Origin of the sequence: Photobacterium aquimaris (genome assembly GCF_002954455.1) — a bacterium.
Classification (GTDB): Bacteria; Pseudomonadota; Gammaproteobacteria; order Enterobacterales; family Vibrionaceae; genus Photobacterium; species Photobacterium aquimaris.
Map to the genome: position 1 here is coordinate 921,695 of NZ_MSCC01000001.1, position 15,230 is coordinate 936,924.

Sequence of the window (15,230 nt, forward strand, 5' to 3'; positions counted from 1 at the left end):
TCATATTCTCTCCTGCATATCCGTGTCTGAGAGGAATGACTACGGCTTTCAATGATAACTGTAGACGTATATATTGCGTTGTAGGAATTACTTACAGCTCTAAAAGTGACTTTTTGACAAAAATGAGGCATTGGTGCTAATTATTTTTTAAATATGATGTTTTTTCGTATTTTATTGATTTTAAATCTAAACTGACAATAGAAAAATTAAAGCTGTTATTTTACGAATTATTCTTATATAAAATCAAATTGTTACTGAAAGGTTGTAGGTTATGTTTAAAATGTTGTTAGGTGCTGTCATGCTTTACTTTGTGTTAGCGGCACCTATAACTCATGCTAATGAAAAGAGTACTAAGCCTTACTCTGAGCAGAGTATCTATGAAAAACCTATGATTGAACGTTATGTATTAGATGAATTGAAATCTTTACGAATGGATCAACAAGATCTCGAACGTCGAATTACTCGTGATATAACCGATAGAGAATTAGCTGTTGCAGACAAATCAATGAATTATGCGAATGTAACGGTGACGTATTTCTTCTATATTATTGCTGGTGTTGCGTCATTAATTGCATTAATTGGCTGGCAGTCAATGCGTGAGATAAAAGAAAACACCAAACGCATGGCAGAAGTACAATTGAAAGATATTGCTGAAAGCTATGAGCAAAAATTTAAAGCTTTAGAGCGTGATTTAAAGCGTAAAACACGCATTATTAGTGAAAATAACCGCGAAATAGAAAAAATTAACGAAGTGCATAACTTATGGTTACGTGCGCAAAGTTCTCAAACACCTGAACAAAAACTAGAAATATATGATGAAATTTTAAAAGTTCGACCTGGTGATTTAGAAGCGCTAACCTATAAAGCTGACGCGACAATGGAAATGCGAGAGTTCCATTGGGCATTAAGTCTTTGTAATCGAGTATTGGAAGTAGATGATACAAATGCACATGCTTTATATCAACGAGCTTGTGCTTATGCTTGTTTAGGGGTTGAAGAACAAGCTATTTCAGATTTAGAGCGAGCAATTAAAGATAGTCTATCATTACGTGAATTAGCGGCAGATGAAGATGATTTTGAAAACTTACGTGGTAATGAACGTTTTGAACTTTTACTCACCGCTGTATATGATTAAGTTTTTTAATTATGTTTGTAATTACAACTCAACATTGCATTTTTAATGCTAGTAAAAACAACGGAAGAAGCATAATTTTATAGTTAGAATTAGCGTTGGAAGAAATACATATGACTAACTTTCTGTTTTATACTTATGAATTACCTTGTTTTAATTGCCATATTAAAAAAGCAAAAACCGATCTTGGTTGGTTAACACCAGCAATGAAAGCCGATGTTATTGATCAAATTGAATTAATGCTGGAACAGCGCGGTAGTGTTTACGAACCTTATTTTACGGTAAAGATCATTTGTTCAGAAGATGAAGCCAAAGATTTTTTATTGCTTAATTATTATGATCATTCAGAGTCAGAAATTAATCACGGTAATATAAAACCAACCGTCATTGCTGATATTGACGATCAAATATCTGAAGATATGACAGTTGAAGGGGTAGCTATTTTTAACCATGAAATCGTACTTCAAAATTGTGATGAATGTTCCCAAGAGATTGATGAATAATTAAAAGGGATAGAAGAATGCTGTGGAATGCTTGCGAGGAACAAACAAAAATCGGATTGGGTAATGGTGATTTATTGCCTTTAACCAGTGATGATATTATTTATAAGCAACAAGGGGTTAACTATATTGTTAATTTGCTTACTGATAATATGAAAATAAAGCATTCGCCAGCGGTTTCTGCACAAGATCCTTTTATTGCGCCGTATACGCATTGTGATTATATAACAGATATGGATGCGGAGTATGTATGTCTCTTAAACCGCTTTCCAATTGTTGTACCGCATTTATTGGTTTGTGCTAAAGATTATATTCCACAGACGTCTGTTTTAACCTTAGCGGACTTTACTGCATGGGTTAAAGGTATTACTCGCAGCGATGTGTTAGGTTTTTTTAACTCAGGTCGAATTGCTGGCTCAAGTCAAATGCATCGGCACATGCAACTGGTTAGAACATCTATTCCTTTAGAGTCTCAGATTGTAGATGGACTGTTACCATTTAAGCATGTAGTGTTTTTATATCATGGTTTGAATCCAAAGCGGTTATATGTTGATTATTTAGATGCAATGGAATCATTGCAGTTAAATACTACTAAGTTAGTCAATGGATTAAGTGAGTGTTTACCTTATAATATTTTATTAACTGAACGTTGGATGTTGATTATTCCACGGGTTAAAAATCAGGTAGAAACCTTATCTGGCCATGGAGTGAATTTCAGTGGTCGTTTTTTAGTTAATTCAGAACAACAATTAGAGTGGCTTGAGCACTACGGTTTCATGCAGTTTTTAATTGATTGCGGCTTTAAGCAAAAATAACCGCATGATCGTTTGATATTTAAGCGATTGTTCAATAAAGACTTTACAACTGATAAGGTTATGATTAGTATAGCGCTCATGGAGAGATGGCTGAGTGGTTGAAAGCACCGGTCTTGAAAACCGGCATACGTTTATAGCGTATCTAGGGTTCAAATCCCTATCTCTCCGCCATACATTAAAAAGCCGCTATTTATAGCGGCTTTTTTGCGTTTTAACAAAAAGATATACATGTTAGATCAATAACAGGGTTCAAATCCTCCAATACCTTAACTGTTCCTCCTAGCATTACTGAAATGTTTTGGATAACGTGATAAGTTTAATTGAGCTATCTTTCATGTGACTCATACTAAGATTAATGGATTCCATTTCTTTGAGGTTATTTGTAGAACTATCATAAATTTGATGACTGTTTTGATTAATTTCCTTAGATACAGTTGCTTGTTGATCGGTTGCTGTAGATATTTGAATCGAGACATTCGATATCTCAGTGATTAATTTGAAGATATCTTGAAGCTTAGACGTCATATTATTAATATCAGTAACGCAAATATTTGCATTAGTAATTCCTTGCTCCATTTGAAGAGCTATTTTATTAAGGGATTGGATAATATAATTAACGGATTGCTGGATTTGAGAGGTTGCATTATGTGTACGTACACTTAATGCCCGTACTTCTTCAGCAACGACAGAAAATCCACGCCCATGCTCTCCTGCTCGTGCTGCTTCTATTGCCGCATTCAGTGCCAGTAAATTAGTTTGATCTGAAATACTCTGTATTTCTTGAAGAATTGATGTTATCAACTCGGTTTCAGTTGCAAGTTTGGTTGTTAATTCACTTGTTCTATTAATATCAGTTGTTAACTGCATTATATGCTCTGTAGTAATAGAAACTAAATCTTCGGTATCATGACAAGAAGACTCCGCGACAGAGGTTGATACTAATGTTTGGTGGCAATTTTCTGCAACGCCATTAATGCTTGATGACATTTCTTCAATTGCTGTAGAAATACTGTCTAAATGAGAGTTTTGTTGCTTTATCTTATTAGTACAATTGACAGAGAGTGTGTTTATCTTTGTTATTTCATCATCAACTTCAATTGAGGCCTCTTGAGTTCGTGCTAGAATTGCGCGTATTTGTGCATCTTTCATCGATATTATATATTCCGCAATGTTAGCGGTGTTTTCATTAAAAATGCCTTGCGAGAAACTTTTATATTGTTGTTCATTATGTCGTAACCAAAGTGGATAGATGATTAATTCACGATAAAAGAGAGCAACAGTTAGCATTGGCAGCAATAAGCTAAAGAAACTTGATATGCTAATACATAACATTAGAATTATTGCTGTTAATAAGCTATATAAGCTCCACTTTATTGAGGGGGAAACGTTATTTTTTATTTTGCTATTTTTGTGTAATTTTTTATATAAACTTTCAGCTTTTTTTTCTTGCTTTAGGCTCAAGATAAAGACGAACTGATTGATAGCCAATTACTTTGTTGTTTTCAAAAAGTGGAGTTACAAAGGCATCAACCCAATAAAAGCGACCATCTTTACATTTATTTTTAACAGCACCTCGCCAATAATGTTGTTTTTTAATACTTTTCCATAAATCCTCAAATATACAGTCTGGCATATCTTGATGACGTAATATATTGTGGTTTTTTCCAATTAATTCCTCTCGAGAATAACCGGATGTATCACAAAAATAATCATTAATATAAGTGATATTTCCATCAATATCAGTGGTTGAGACGATTTGATTAGATAAATTAAGTTGAATTTCTTGTTCTAAGTTAGAAGGTAACATTATCGCGCACCATATGCTTCTTGTTTTGTATCATGATAGTAGGTGATAATTTATAAAGTGAATTATTGTGTAAATTTTGTGATCGTTGTTTGTTTTTTTTGTGCTGATGTTTCGAATGTGTGAGCGTGGGTGGAAAGAGCATAGCTTCTGTTGTCTATTAACTGATGAGTCACAATCAACAACGTCATTTGATGTTCAGTAAAATTAATTATCTCAACATATAATTGTTCATTCAAAACAAAGAATAGTACTAAGTTATGAGTGTTTTTTGTTTTATTTTCATGTGGTTGGCAATGTTAAATAAATGGTATAAAATGGTGAAAGCAAGGAGGAGCTACTAAATTGTGACAGAGCCATACTCTTATTTAGAGAGGTAAAAATGAACAATAATAAAGAACGTGACCATGGATAGAAAACGGAAAACAATAATATTTTTAATTGTAACTTTAGTTATAACAATTATTGGTATTGCAATGATTGAGAATATTAACTCTACTTATAATAAACAACTTATTCATGATATTAATAATAAGGCAAAAGAAAATTTAGCTGCATTACGTTTTGAATTAGAATCTAGTTTAGTTAATGATATCTACTTAACAAGTACATTAGCGGATATTGCTACGATAGATTTTGAAAATCGCAATGAAGTATTAAATAAAATCTCTGAAGCTGTAATATTAAAAAGTGGACATTTAACAAGTATTGGATTTGCAAAGAATGATATTGTTGATTTTGTTTACCCGTTTGAAAATAATTCTAAAGCGATTGGGCTTGTTTATAAAAATAAACCCAAACAATGGAAAGATATAAAAAAAGCAAGAATGACAAAGCAAATTTTAATTTCTGGTCCAATTAGTTTAGTTCAGGGTGGAAATGCGTTAATTGTCAGAGTCCCAGTATTTTATGATTATCCAAATAAGAATCAATACTGGGGGGTTATAAGTGGTGTTATTAATTACGATAAATTATTTAAAACATTAACGTCGATGAAAAACCTTGAAAAATATGATTTGTCGATTATTAATGAATCTGATAATAAACAACCAACTCTCATTTATGGTCAGACAAAAGGAATAAATAATTACCTTTTTTATGAAGAGGTTAAGTTGCCATATGGGAAATGGGGTATTTATCTTTCACACAATAAGCACAATGCTAATTATTTTAACGATAGTGTAAGAATCATCGCATATCCATTATTTTTGGGCTTTATAATACTATTCCTAAGTATAGTATTATTATATATTACTAATGAACATCATGCGTATCATGATGCATTAACAAAAATACCAAATAGAAGATATTTAACTAAAAAATTAGCTAAACTATTTAAGCAAGCTAAGCTAGGTAATATTGATGGAACATTTATTGTTGTCAATATAGATATTGATAAATTTAAACACATTAATGACAATTATGGCCATGCTGCAGGCGATAAAGTTCTAACTGTATTAACCAAAAGAATTGAAAATAATCTTAGGAAAAATGATATCGTTGCTAGAATGGGCGGTGACGAGTTTATATTATTAATAACGTTTAAAAATGATAGTATAAATATTAAAGATAGAGTTATTAATATAGTTAATGATGTAACTCAAGATACGATATTATTTGATGGTAAGCAAATACCTATAAGTATTACATCGGGTTATGCTGTTTATGATGAATCAATAGAAAATTTTGGGGACATGTTAATTTTAGCGGACAAATCAATGTATAATAAAAAGGCATATTAAACGCTAAAAATTATTTTATGGTTAATGTTGGTATTAATAGTTTTAAGAAATATAAAGCTGCTAGTAAGGTTAACAGCTTTATATTTTGATGCTATAACTTGCGATTATTCACAAGTGCTACAAGCTTGCAGTGCGATTTCGTGTTCAAAAGCTACTTGACCTAGTGCGGTTGTGCAGTCTCCGATTTCTTGTTCAATTTCTTTCAGATCATCAGCATCAATACCATTTGAGGTTAACTCTTCTTCAGTGTAACCAAATGCATTTAATAATAAGTAATCACGCGCTTCTTCTGGGGTACAAGTGATAATTACTGTTAGATCATCACCAAAAGCAGCATCACCCGTGATGATTGCGGTAATTTGTTGTTGAACACTGTCATACATTGCAGGTGTTAACCAACCTAAGTCAGACTCTGCTGTATTTTTACGACAATCAAAGCAAGGAAGGAGCTGAGAATAGCTCTGAAAATTGTTCATGGAAAGTATCCTGATCACGGTATTAATATTGCCTCGCAACTTATGCTAATTTGAGCTTAATTACTAGCGTAAAAGTAAATTATTTAATTGTGCAGGGAATAGTGAGTTGTGCCTGAAAATACGCACTAAATATTGGACTCATTATCAAGAAAATATTTGCAACAGTAATGTATTTTGTTGATGGAAGGATGAAATAGATTCAGTTGTTATAGTGTTCAGCTGTAGACTACAATCACAGCTAAATAGACACTCCCTTTAGTATAATAAAGAGGTGTGTCATTATAAGTTGTTCACAATAGGGATAAACATGAAAAAGATAATAGTAGCAGCGGTTACGGCTATCATAGTAACGGGCTGTGCGGGAACACCGTCAAACAGTTATACCGTTGATAATGCAGCGGGGGTGTCATCGTGGGAACTCTGTCGTAACATCGGCTACCATGAGTTTTTCAATCGTAATCAAAAAGCTCAGCAATTAACACGTTATGTTATTCAGCGTGGTGATGTTGATCCACAAGCTTGCCAAGCAGCGGCAGCAGAAGGCAAGAAGTTTGCAGAGCAGGAATACCGTAAAACTGGTGGTTATTAAATACTTAGATACCCTTGCTTACAATATTATGCGCTAATTTGCTGTTCTTTCTGTTTTAAATTTATAAAATGAAGCAAATAAATATTAGTCGAATATGTAGAGAGGGATAGCTGCTATTATGAAGAAAAGTTCATTGCTAGTTATGTGCGTGCTCAGTGCATTGTCACTGAGTTCGATTTCGTTAGTTGCACACGCAAATGATCGTCCTACAACATTGCCAAGTGAGCGACCTGGGTTACAAACATGGAATAAAGAAACCGTTTATACCAAAGGTGATAGTGCGCGTTATTTAGGCCGTTTATGGGTAGCTAAGTGGTGGACACAGGGCGATCGTCCTCAACATGATAATGAATCGGGTCCGTGGAAATTAGTTCGTTTAATTGATAACGATAATAGTCATAACAAGCCAAATAATTTTAAGGTAACCCGTTATCGTGCTGGAGTGAAATACAGCGCTGGTGATAGGGTGCGAATGCCAAATGGTAGTGTTTATCGTTGTCGCGATTGGCCTGCAACCCCATGGTGTGAGCTTGAAGGTTATGCGCCCGGTAAAACTCAGCACTGGCGTGATGCGTGGTCACGAGTAAATTAATGCAGAGTATCTGCCCACAACGACAGATACTCAATAGTGATTACTCGTCAGATAAAGATGTCTCAAATAAGTAGACATTTACTTTCTCAATCCGATTGTGATCAATAACAAGAATTTCAAAGCGCCATTGTTGCCAAGCGATAATATCACCGGTTTGAGGCAACCCACCTTTGATCCACATTAGCATGCCATTTAATGTTTGATAGCCATTTTGGTCTTCATCAGGTAGTTTTTTTAAATCTAAGAGATCTTTCACAACGGTGATTGGAACAAGTCCATCAAGATGCCAATGGTTATCGGCGATCTTTTGCGACCACACATCAGTTGGATCTTGAGTGGTAAATTTGCCGGTTAACGCCTCAAGGATATCCTGTGGTGTAACAATACCTTGAATATCACCATATTCATCGACAACAAAGGCAATTTCATTTCCAGACTCTTGGAACATTTCAAGTAAGTCTGTACCCGTCCAGGTCTCCGGAATAAAGAGCGGCTGAGTTATATAATCAAGAATATTTTTTGAGTCATCATTACGATTATCAAGTTCAAATCGTAATAATTGTTTGGCGGTAATGGTGCCTTTGACGTCATCAATAGTGTGATTACATACAGGCAAGCATGAAAAAGGGCTAGCAAGTAATTTTTGTTGATAGCTTTCAACGGCATGATCAAGATCGAGATAACTGATGTCATTGCGTGGGGTCATCATGGATGAAACTTTGCGATCATCAAAATGGAAAACATTACGTACCATTGCATGCTCTTGTTGATGAATAATGCCTGTTTGAGACCCTTCATTAATAATGGCTTTAATATCATCTTCGGTTAAATGATTACTATTATTGGTACTTTTACTAAAGATACGCAGAAATAATTCGGTTGAACCGGCTAATAAAATAACGAAAGGGCGTGACAGTAATGATAGGACACTAATTGGGCGAGCAACGCGTAATGCCAATGGTTCAGCATTAACTTGGGCATAGCGTTTAGGGATCAACTCACCCACAACAATTGAAAAATAGGTGATAATAACCACTGCAATAATGGTGGCAGAAATGGATGCTGTGTGTGCTTGAACGCCAAATGATTTCAGCCATGATGAAATAGGTCCGGCTAAAGCAGCTTCACCAATAACACCATTTAGAATACCAATGATGGTAATACCAATTTGAATCGTTGATAAAAAAGTGGTCGGTTTATTGGCTAATTTTAATGCCGTAATGGCTGAGGGATCGCCTTCATCTGCAAGAACTTGTAACCGATTTTTTCTAGATGTTACTAAGGCTATTTCTGACATAGCAAACCAGCCATTGAGGATGACCAGAAAAACAAGAATAGCGATACTCATTAAAACTCCTAACAATTAAATAGGCGAATTCATGATGAGAATCGATAAATAAGTCCGCCAAATAGGGTGAATCGCCTATTAGGCCACTTCAATTTTCATTATAACTCGCATGTGAAAATTAGAAATCCACATTTCAGTTAAATAATTTATTATATTTGAAACGTCACCATAGTTTAGTGTTACAGGCCGATTCGATAGTAAATAATTAATATAAAAATAGACAAATAATAAAGAAAACAAAATAGCCGAGGGTAAAATGAAAAAGTTATGCTTAATAAGTGGGTTATTGGTCTCAAGTTCGGCAATGGCATTATCACAATCGACAAAAATTGATTGTGATAATGCTTATACAACAATTGAAATTAATCAATGTGCTGAGAATAAATTTGATACGGCTAATCAACAGTTGCAACAATATTTAGCGCAGGCTATCAAGCAAAATAGTACGGATAAACAACTTATTGATGCAATAAAAAACGCACAAAAACAATGGCTGCAATATCAAAAGGAAGAATGTAATGCTGTGTATACTCAGTGGCAACAGGGCACAATACGTGGCGTTATGGCACTTTCTTGTAAACTAGCGTTAACCCAACAACGGACATTAACCATTTGGGATAACTATCTACGTCCAATGGACAGCAGCGCTGCGGTATTGCCTAAGCCAGTCGTCGATGCTTACTAATTTCTTGTATTGTAAACACTAATAAAAAAGGCCTCCTAATATACAGGAGGCCTAAGCTTAAAATCGTTTGGTTGGTATAATAAAAGTTATATTACAGACCAACAGTCATATGAAGCCCATAAAAAATACCACGCCCAGTGAGTTCAGCAAGTAAGATAAAGATCAAACTTAACAACATGGTGAACAGTGTTGGTCGTGCTTTAATGAGTCGTGGAATAAACCAGCAGATAATGGCTGCAAACAATAAACTGATCCGTATGATTTGCAATTGCATCAGATTAGGTATCACATCCATTGCAGAGCCTAACGCCGAAGTTGTGTTATGCAAGTCAATAATCTGACCAACTACAACCACAATATATAGCGCTGCAAAAATAGCCCCAACTAATGGCAGAGCATTATCCATATCGGCATTATTGTGCTTTGCAATTGTTAGTAATAGATGACCAAAAATCAAACCTGATAAAATGGTCGTTAGTACAAATGCTAGCGGTGTGTAGAGGGTATTCCATGTGGGTACTGTGCTAATTAAATACACCATGATCATTGAATAGATAAAGCTGATACCAACCAACATACCTATCACTAAGATGATTTTACGTAATGCAACAGGCCCTAGCTTTAAAAGTGCTAATAGCCAGTAACTTCCCCCCAATGCAAAAAATAGACTGCCGGTGAAAATCTCATTGGACAGCCATGAACTTCCCACTTGATTCAATGCATTAAATGCTCGTAATGGGCTACCAAGGTGCATGGTTGATGCCATGAAACCAAGGCCCATAAGAACCCAAATGAAGAACATCGCTTTGTGCAAACGATCACTGATTTCTGTGGTTAGGGTGTTACGTAAAATAACACTGCCCACTAATAAATAAGCGCCAACAGCTGTTTGTGCTAATACGGTAAAAACGATTAGCGGCCATTCATGCCAAGCCATATTAAACCTCCGTAGGATTTGCTAAGAAACCAGTGTTGTCTCCACAAGGGCGAGCATGACGGTTTGCTTTGATTACAAGATTGGGTTTGGTGTGCGATGATGGCGGTAATGGCGCAACATCAGCATTAGTGCCATATTTCGCACGTAGTTCAGTAATATCACCAAACTCTAATGCGCGCAGTGGACAAGAACCGACACAAACAGGATCTAAGCCTTGCTCGACGCGCTCAAAACAACCATCACATTTTGTCATATGACCTTTGGTTTCATTGTATTGTGGTGCACCATAAGGACAAGCCATGGTGCAATACTTACAACCAATGCAAATATCCTCATTAACAACGACTAAGCCATCTTTCTCGCGTTTGCGCATTGCACCTGACGGGCATACTTTTGCACAGGCGGGTTCATCACAATGATTACATGCAATTGATAAATAGTAAGAGAACACGTCTTGACGGAACGTATCGCCTTCTTTTACCCAATTCCCACCTGCGTATTCATACACGCGACGGTAGTTAACGCCAACATCCAAGTCTTTGTTATCTTTGCAGGATAATTGGCAGGTTTTACAGCCTGTGCATTTACTTGAATCGATATAAAAGCCGTATTGTTTCATGATCTAACCTTATGCATTATTAACCAGTTGTACTTCCACCAAGTTGGTGTGTTGCGGGTTGCCTTTTGCGAGCGGACTTGGGCGTTGAGTTGTTAATACGTTAATACAACCACCGTGGTCGACTTTTTGACCGTCAGGGGCATACCAAGCGCCTTCACCAAGTGCAACTACACCAGGCATCATGCGAGGAGTAACTTTGGCATTAATGTGCAACTCGCCACGGTCGTTAAAAATACGAATAACATCACCATTGGCAATACCACGTTGCTCGGCATCCATTGGGTTGATCCACATTTCTTGACGAGCAGCTTCTTTAATAATATCTACGTTGCCATAGGTTGAATGACAGCGCGCTTTATAGTGGAAGCCCGTGAGTTGTAACGGAAATTGTTGACGTTTAGGATCATTCCAACCTTCAGGCGTAGTGGCATAAATTGGCAGTGGGTGAATAACATCACCTTCAGCTAATTCCCATTCAGAAGCGATTGTTGCCAGTCGTTCGGAGTAAATCTCAATTTTACCTGAAGGCGTATTTAATGGATTGTTAAGTGGATCTTCACGGAATGCTTTATATGCAACAAAATGACCATTAGGATCGCGACGTTTAACAATGCCTTGCTTACGCACTGTTTCAAAGTCAGGCAAACTTGGATCACTAGCACGGGTTAGCTGATACAAATGGCGTAACCAACCTTCTTGATCACGGCCTTCAGTAAAGGCTTGCTCTACACCTAAACGCTTAGCTAAATCACTACAAATTTGGTAAATACCACGGGTTTCAAATTGTGGCTTAATAGCTTGATCGGCATAGATGAAATACGGCATGTTTGACGCTTTGGCATCCATACAGAAATCAGCTTGCTCGGAAGTAGTAAGATCCGGCAATAGAATATCGGCATATTTAGCCGATGAAGTCATATGGTTATCGATCACCACAATCATTTCACACGCGTTGTCATCTTGCAGAATGTCATGGGTACGGTTAATGTCTGAGTGTTGGTTAATCAAACAGTTACCAGCGTAGTTCCAAATAAACTTAATTGGCATATCAAGTTTATCTTTACCGCGCACACCATCACGTTTCGCCGTCATTTCAGGACCGCGAACAATAGCGTCTGTCCATAAGAACATTGAAATGGCGGTTTTTACTGGGTTAGCAGGAATAGGGAAACGAACAAACGGAATGTTGTAGTCAGATTCGCGCGCACCAGTACCACCACCATTAATACCAACATTGCCTGTTAACAGTGATAGCATTGCAATTGAGCGACAGGCAATCTCACCATTAGCGGTACGTTGTAATCCCCAACCTTGGTAAATTGCACATGGCTTAGTTGAGCCAATTTCACGTGCCAGTTTGATAATTACATCTGCTGGAATACCTGTAATTGGGGCTGCCCATTGCGGTGTTTTTTCTGTTTTATCTTCACTCTGGCCAAGAATATATGACTTATAGTCAGAGTTGGCTGGTGCAGAAGCCGGCAGGGTTTTAGCATCATAGCCAACGCAATAAGTATCAAGGAAAGCTTGATCTACCATGTCTTCTTTTATCATCACATGGGCAATAGCGGCCACTAATGCAGCATCAGTACCGGGACGAATTGGTATCCACTGATCTTCACGCCCGCCAGCGGTGTCGTTATAACGCGGATCAATCATGATCATTTTAGCGTTTGAGCGCTGTTTACTTTCCATCAAATGGTGAATATTACCCCCACCTGACATACGTGTTTCTGCTGGGTTATTACCAAATTGAACAATTAATTTGGTATTTTCAAGATCAGAAAATGAGTTATTAGCTGCAAAACCACCATAAGTGTAATTTAAACCTGCTGTAATTTGTGCAGTAGAATAATCACCGTACTGATTTAAATAACCACCAGTTAAATTCATTAGACGTGCAATAAGCGTACTGCCTGGAGGCCATGATTTAGTAACAGTACCGCCAAGTGTTCCTGTACCGTAATTAAGATAAATCGCCTCACTGCCATAATCTTTACGAATACGGGTTAGGTTATTGGCAATTTCATCGTAAGCTTCATCCCAGCTAATACGCTTGAACTTACCTTCTCCACGTTTACCAATACGCTTCATTGGGTATTTAAGGCGATCAGGGTTATAAACACGACGACGCATAGAACGGCCACGTAAACATGCACGTACTTGGTGATCGCCATATTCATCATTACCGGTATTATCGGCATCAACCCATTTGATCTCACCATTAACAACATGCATGCGTAATGGACAGCGACTGCCACAGTTAACGGTGCAAGCACTCCAAACAACTTTTTCTTGTTTGTGACTTTCTACAGGCTGTGAAGCTTCGGTCTTAAAAGGTAGCGAAAGACTGCTCGCTGCAATGGCAAGTCCACTAACGGCAGAGCTTGATTTAATAAAATCTCGACGGGTAAAAATAGGGCTGAGTAACTGCTTTATTTTTGTTTTCATTGAACGACATTCTCTTTATTAAGCAGCATGCTTTTTATGTGCTGCAATTTTTTGCGCGATAATGTCGGTAAAAATTGTTTATAACTTTGCTCTTTATCAATAAATATTAATGATTATGTGTAAATAAATCGATTTTAAGTGCATTTGTGATGGCTATCACTATTTGTAATATACCTTAATGGTATATCTTGTTGATTTTAAAGCTTTAATTTTTATTTGTTTTACTGTTAATTTTATTAATTTGTCATAGAACAATTTACTTTTTTTGTTTTTACGTTATCTTTTGCAAAATTTGAGTGAGTAGTCTTTGATGGAACAAATAACAATTTTAGCGCGTGTGTTTGGTAGCCTTTTTTATTATCCGCTGACACACACTAATAATCTTGAGCTCGTAAAAGCGATGGATAACAGTTATGAGGAAAGTTTGTTTTCTGGGCTAGCCCAGCGAATGGCATTAGATGGTGAAATTGCTTTAGCAACAGATTTTCAGCAGTTATTTGAAGGTATGGACGTAATGCCTGCACCACCGTGGGGCTCAGTATATTTAGATCGTGAACAAGTGATATTTGGCGATTCATTGTTACGCTACCGTGAGTTTTTAGCTCAACAACAAATGGCATTAGATACGGGAATGCGAGAGCCTGAAGATCAATTTGGATTGATGTTATTGGCGTTAGCAAATCTTATTGAGCAACAACAGCATGAAGCTGCAAAAGCGTTACTTGAGCAACATTTATTACCTTGGGCTTATCGTTATCTAGAGCTGGTGGAGAAAAGTGCAAAAACAAAAACTTATCAATATCTAGCTATAGCTATGCAGCAGTGGTTACGTTATCTACAACAAGAATTAGTATTAACGCCTGCTGATATGAAGGTTTATTTTTAATGGCTGACCGCGACGAGCGTTATTACCGTAGTTGTTTGGATCACTACCATGTTAGCCGTTGTGGATTATTTCGAGGCTTATTTGGTGGACTAAAGAACAGCCAGCCTCAACAACAAATAGCAGTGTTACGCGATGTTGCTCGTCCACCAACAGCGTTAGACGAGGCTTTATTTACGGCATTGTGCAATGGTTGCAAAGTATGTGAACAACTATGTTCTCAGCAAGTGATTGAATGGGGTGATGATAATAAACCGCAGTTAAATCTTGATTATAATCACTGCACTCAATGCGGTGAGTGTCAGCGATTCTGTCCAACATCGGCATTATCATCACCAACAGCGGATACTGAATATCGACCAATATTTAGCGCAGGTTGTCTCAATCGCGTTTCAGGGCAGTGTCAAACCTGTGTTGAGCAGTGTCCTAAACGAGCATTATCGATTAATAACAACCAACAGCCACAAGTCGACAGTCGTCGGTGTGATGGTTGTGGTTTATGTCGCAGTAATTGTTATATCGGTGCGGTGACCTTGAGGTTAGATACTGCAACTTGATGTGATGAGTGTCTCATTGTTGAGTGTAATGTTTAACTGGTGATATATTTTAATTTGTTATTTATCACTTTCTTCACGATCTCTTCACGCTTATGGTTAT

16 protein-coding genes and 1 tRNA gene are annotated in these 15,230 nt (G+C 36.8%); 10 read left to right on the plus strand and 7 right to left on the minus strand.

The window, feature by feature from the left end; genetic code table 11:
• Positions 1-298: 298 nt before the first annotated feature.
• The 4 genes from BTN98_RS04015 to BTN98_RS04030 all read left to right on the plus strand — a co-directional run bounded on the left by BTN98_RS04015 (position 299) and on the right by BTN98_RS04030 (position 2,618).
• Positions 299-1,135, plus strand: coding sequence for a TPR end-of-group domain-containing protein (locus BTN98_RS04015; RefSeq protein ID WP_231730611.1), 837 nt, complete (start codon positions 299-301; stop codon positions 1,133-1,135).
• Between the two features lie 110 nt (positions 1,136-1,245).
• A complete protein-coding gene (locus BTN98_RS04020; RefSeq protein WP_060996499.1) occupies positions 1,246-1,635 on the plus strand; it encodes a hypothetical protein in 390 nt (129 codons plus the stop codon).
• A gap of 17 nt (positions 1,636-1,652) precedes the next feature.
• Positions 1,653-2,447: an ATP adenylyltransferase family protein gene (locus BTN98_RS04025; RefSeq protein WP_060996498.1), complete on the plus strand. Its 795-nt coding sequence runs from the start codon at positions 1,653-1,655 to the stop codon at positions 2,445-2,447.
• An 80-nt stretch (positions 2,448-2,527) separates the two neighbouring features.
• Positions 2,528-2,618: transfer RNA gene (locus BTN98_RS04030), tRNA-Ser, on the plus strand.
• Positions 2,619-2,732: 114 nt separating this feature from the next.
• On the opposite strand, the gene BTN98_RS04035 is transcribed toward BTN98_RS04030, so the two are convergent.
• Positions 2,733-3,779, minus strand: a complete 1,047-nt coding sequence (locus BTN98_RS04035) for a methyl-accepting chemotaxis protein (protein ID WP_240616105.1) — start codon at positions 3,777-3,779, stop codon at positions 2,733-2,735.
• Positions 3,780-3,879: 100 nt separating this feature from the next.
• Positions 3,880-4,254, minus strand: coding sequence for a PAS domain-containing protein (locus BTN98_RS20565; RefSeq protein ID WP_240616106.1), 375 nt, complete (start codon positions 4,252-4,254; stop codon positions 3,880-3,882).
• Between the two features lie 404 nt (positions 4,255-4,658).
• On the opposite strand from BTN98_RS20565, the gene BTN98_RS04040 reads away from it, so the two are divergent.
• On the plus strand, positions 4,659-5,993 hold the full coding sequence (locus BTN98_RS04040; protein WP_060996496.1) for a diguanylate cyclase domain-containing protein: 1,335 nt from the start codon (positions 4,659-4,661) through the stop codon (positions 5,991-5,993).
• Positions 5,994-6,097: 104 nt separating this feature from the next.
• On the opposite strand, the gene BTN98_RS04045 is transcribed toward BTN98_RS04040, so the two are convergent.
• The gene (locus tag BTN98_RS04045) at positions 6,098-6,469 is read right to left on the minus strand and encodes a hypothetical protein (RefSeq protein WP_060996495.1); all 372 of its coding nucleotides are present in this window, start codon (positions 6,467-6,469) and stop codon (positions 6,098-6,100) included.
• Between the two features lie 307 nt (positions 6,470-6,776).
• Between BTN98_RS04045 and BTN98_RS04050 the strand changes: the two genes are divergently transcribed.
• Together BTN98_RS04050 and BTN98_RS04055 are read left to right on the plus strand one after the other, a co-directional pair.
• Positions 6,777-7,058 (plus strand): membrane lipoprotein lipid attachment site-containing protein, encoded by a 282-nt coding sequence (locus BTN98_RS04050; RefSeq protein ID WP_060996494.1) that lies wholly within the window; start codon positions 6,777-6,779, stop codon positions 7,056-7,058.
• A 118-nt stretch (positions 7,059-7,176) separates the two neighbouring features.
• Positions 7,177-7,650 (plus strand): carbohydrate-binding protein, encoded by a 474-nt coding sequence (locus BTN98_RS04055; RefSeq protein WP_060996493.1) that lies wholly within the window; start codon positions 7,177-7,179, stop codon positions 7,648-7,650.
• 40 nt (positions 7,651-7,690) lie between these two features.
• Here the strand turns inward: BTN98_RS04055 and BTN98_RS04060 are convergent, their stop codons facing one another.
• Complete coding sequence (locus BTN98_RS04060; RefSeq protein WP_060996492.1) at positions 7,691-8,998, minus strand: hemolysin family protein; 1,308 nt, start codon at positions 8,996-8,998, stop codon at positions 7,691-7,693.
• Positions 8,999-9,254: 256 nt separating this feature from the next.
• Between BTN98_RS04060 and BTN98_RS04065 the strand changes: the two genes are divergently transcribed.
• Positions 9,255-9,683, plus strand: coding sequence for a lysozyme inhibitor LprI family protein (locus BTN98_RS04065; protein WP_060996491.1), 429 nt, complete (start codon positions 9,255-9,257; stop codon positions 9,681-9,683).
• A 91-nt stretch (positions 9,684-9,774) separates the two neighbouring features.
• Here the strand turns inward: BTN98_RS04065 and BTN98_RS04070 are convergent, their stop codons facing one another.
• Genes BTN98_RS04070 through BTN98_RS04080 form a run of 3 tightly spaced genes read right to left on the minus strand, consistent with a single transcriptional unit; the run spans position 9,775 to position 13,690 of the window.
• Complete coding sequence (locus BTN98_RS04070; protein WP_060996490.1) at positions 9,775-10,620, minus strand: DmsC/YnfH family molybdoenzyme membrane anchor subunit; 846 nt, start codon at positions 10,618-10,620, stop codon at positions 9,775-9,777.
• A gap of 1 nt (position 10,621) precedes the next feature.
• Complete coding sequence (locus BTN98_RS04075; RefSeq protein ID WP_060996489.1) at positions 10,622-11,239, minus strand: DMSO/selenate family reductase complex B subunit; 618 nt, start codon at positions 11,237-11,239, stop codon at positions 10,622-10,624.
• Positions 11,240-11,248: 9 nt separating this feature from the next.
• Positions 11,249-13,690, minus strand: coding sequence for a DmsA/YnfE/YnfF family dimethyl sulfoxide reductase (locus BTN98_RS04080; protein WP_060996488.1), 2,442 nt, complete (start codon positions 13,688-13,690; stop codon positions 11,249-11,251).
• A gap of 310 nt (positions 13,691-14,000) precedes the next feature.
• Here BTN98_RS04080 and BTN98_RS04085 point away from each other — a divergent pair, with 310 nt between their 5' ends.
• Both BTN98_RS04085 and BTN98_RS04090 read left to right on the plus strand, forming a co-directional pair.
• Complete coding sequence (locus BTN98_RS04085) at positions 14,001-14,576, plus strand: molecular chaperone TorD family protein (RefSeq protein WP_060996487.1); 576 nt, start codon at positions 14,001-14,003, stop codon at positions 14,574-14,576.
• The gene (locus BTN98_RS04090; RefSeq protein ID WP_060996486.1) at positions 14,576-15,130 is read left to right on the plus strand and encodes a 4Fe-4S binding protein; all 555 of its coding nucleotides are present in this window, start codon (positions 14,576-14,578) and stop codon (positions 15,128-15,130) included. Before BTN98_RS04085 ends, BTN98_RS04090 begins: the two co-directional genes overlap by 1 nt.
• Positions 15,131-15,230 lie beyond the last annotated feature (100 nt).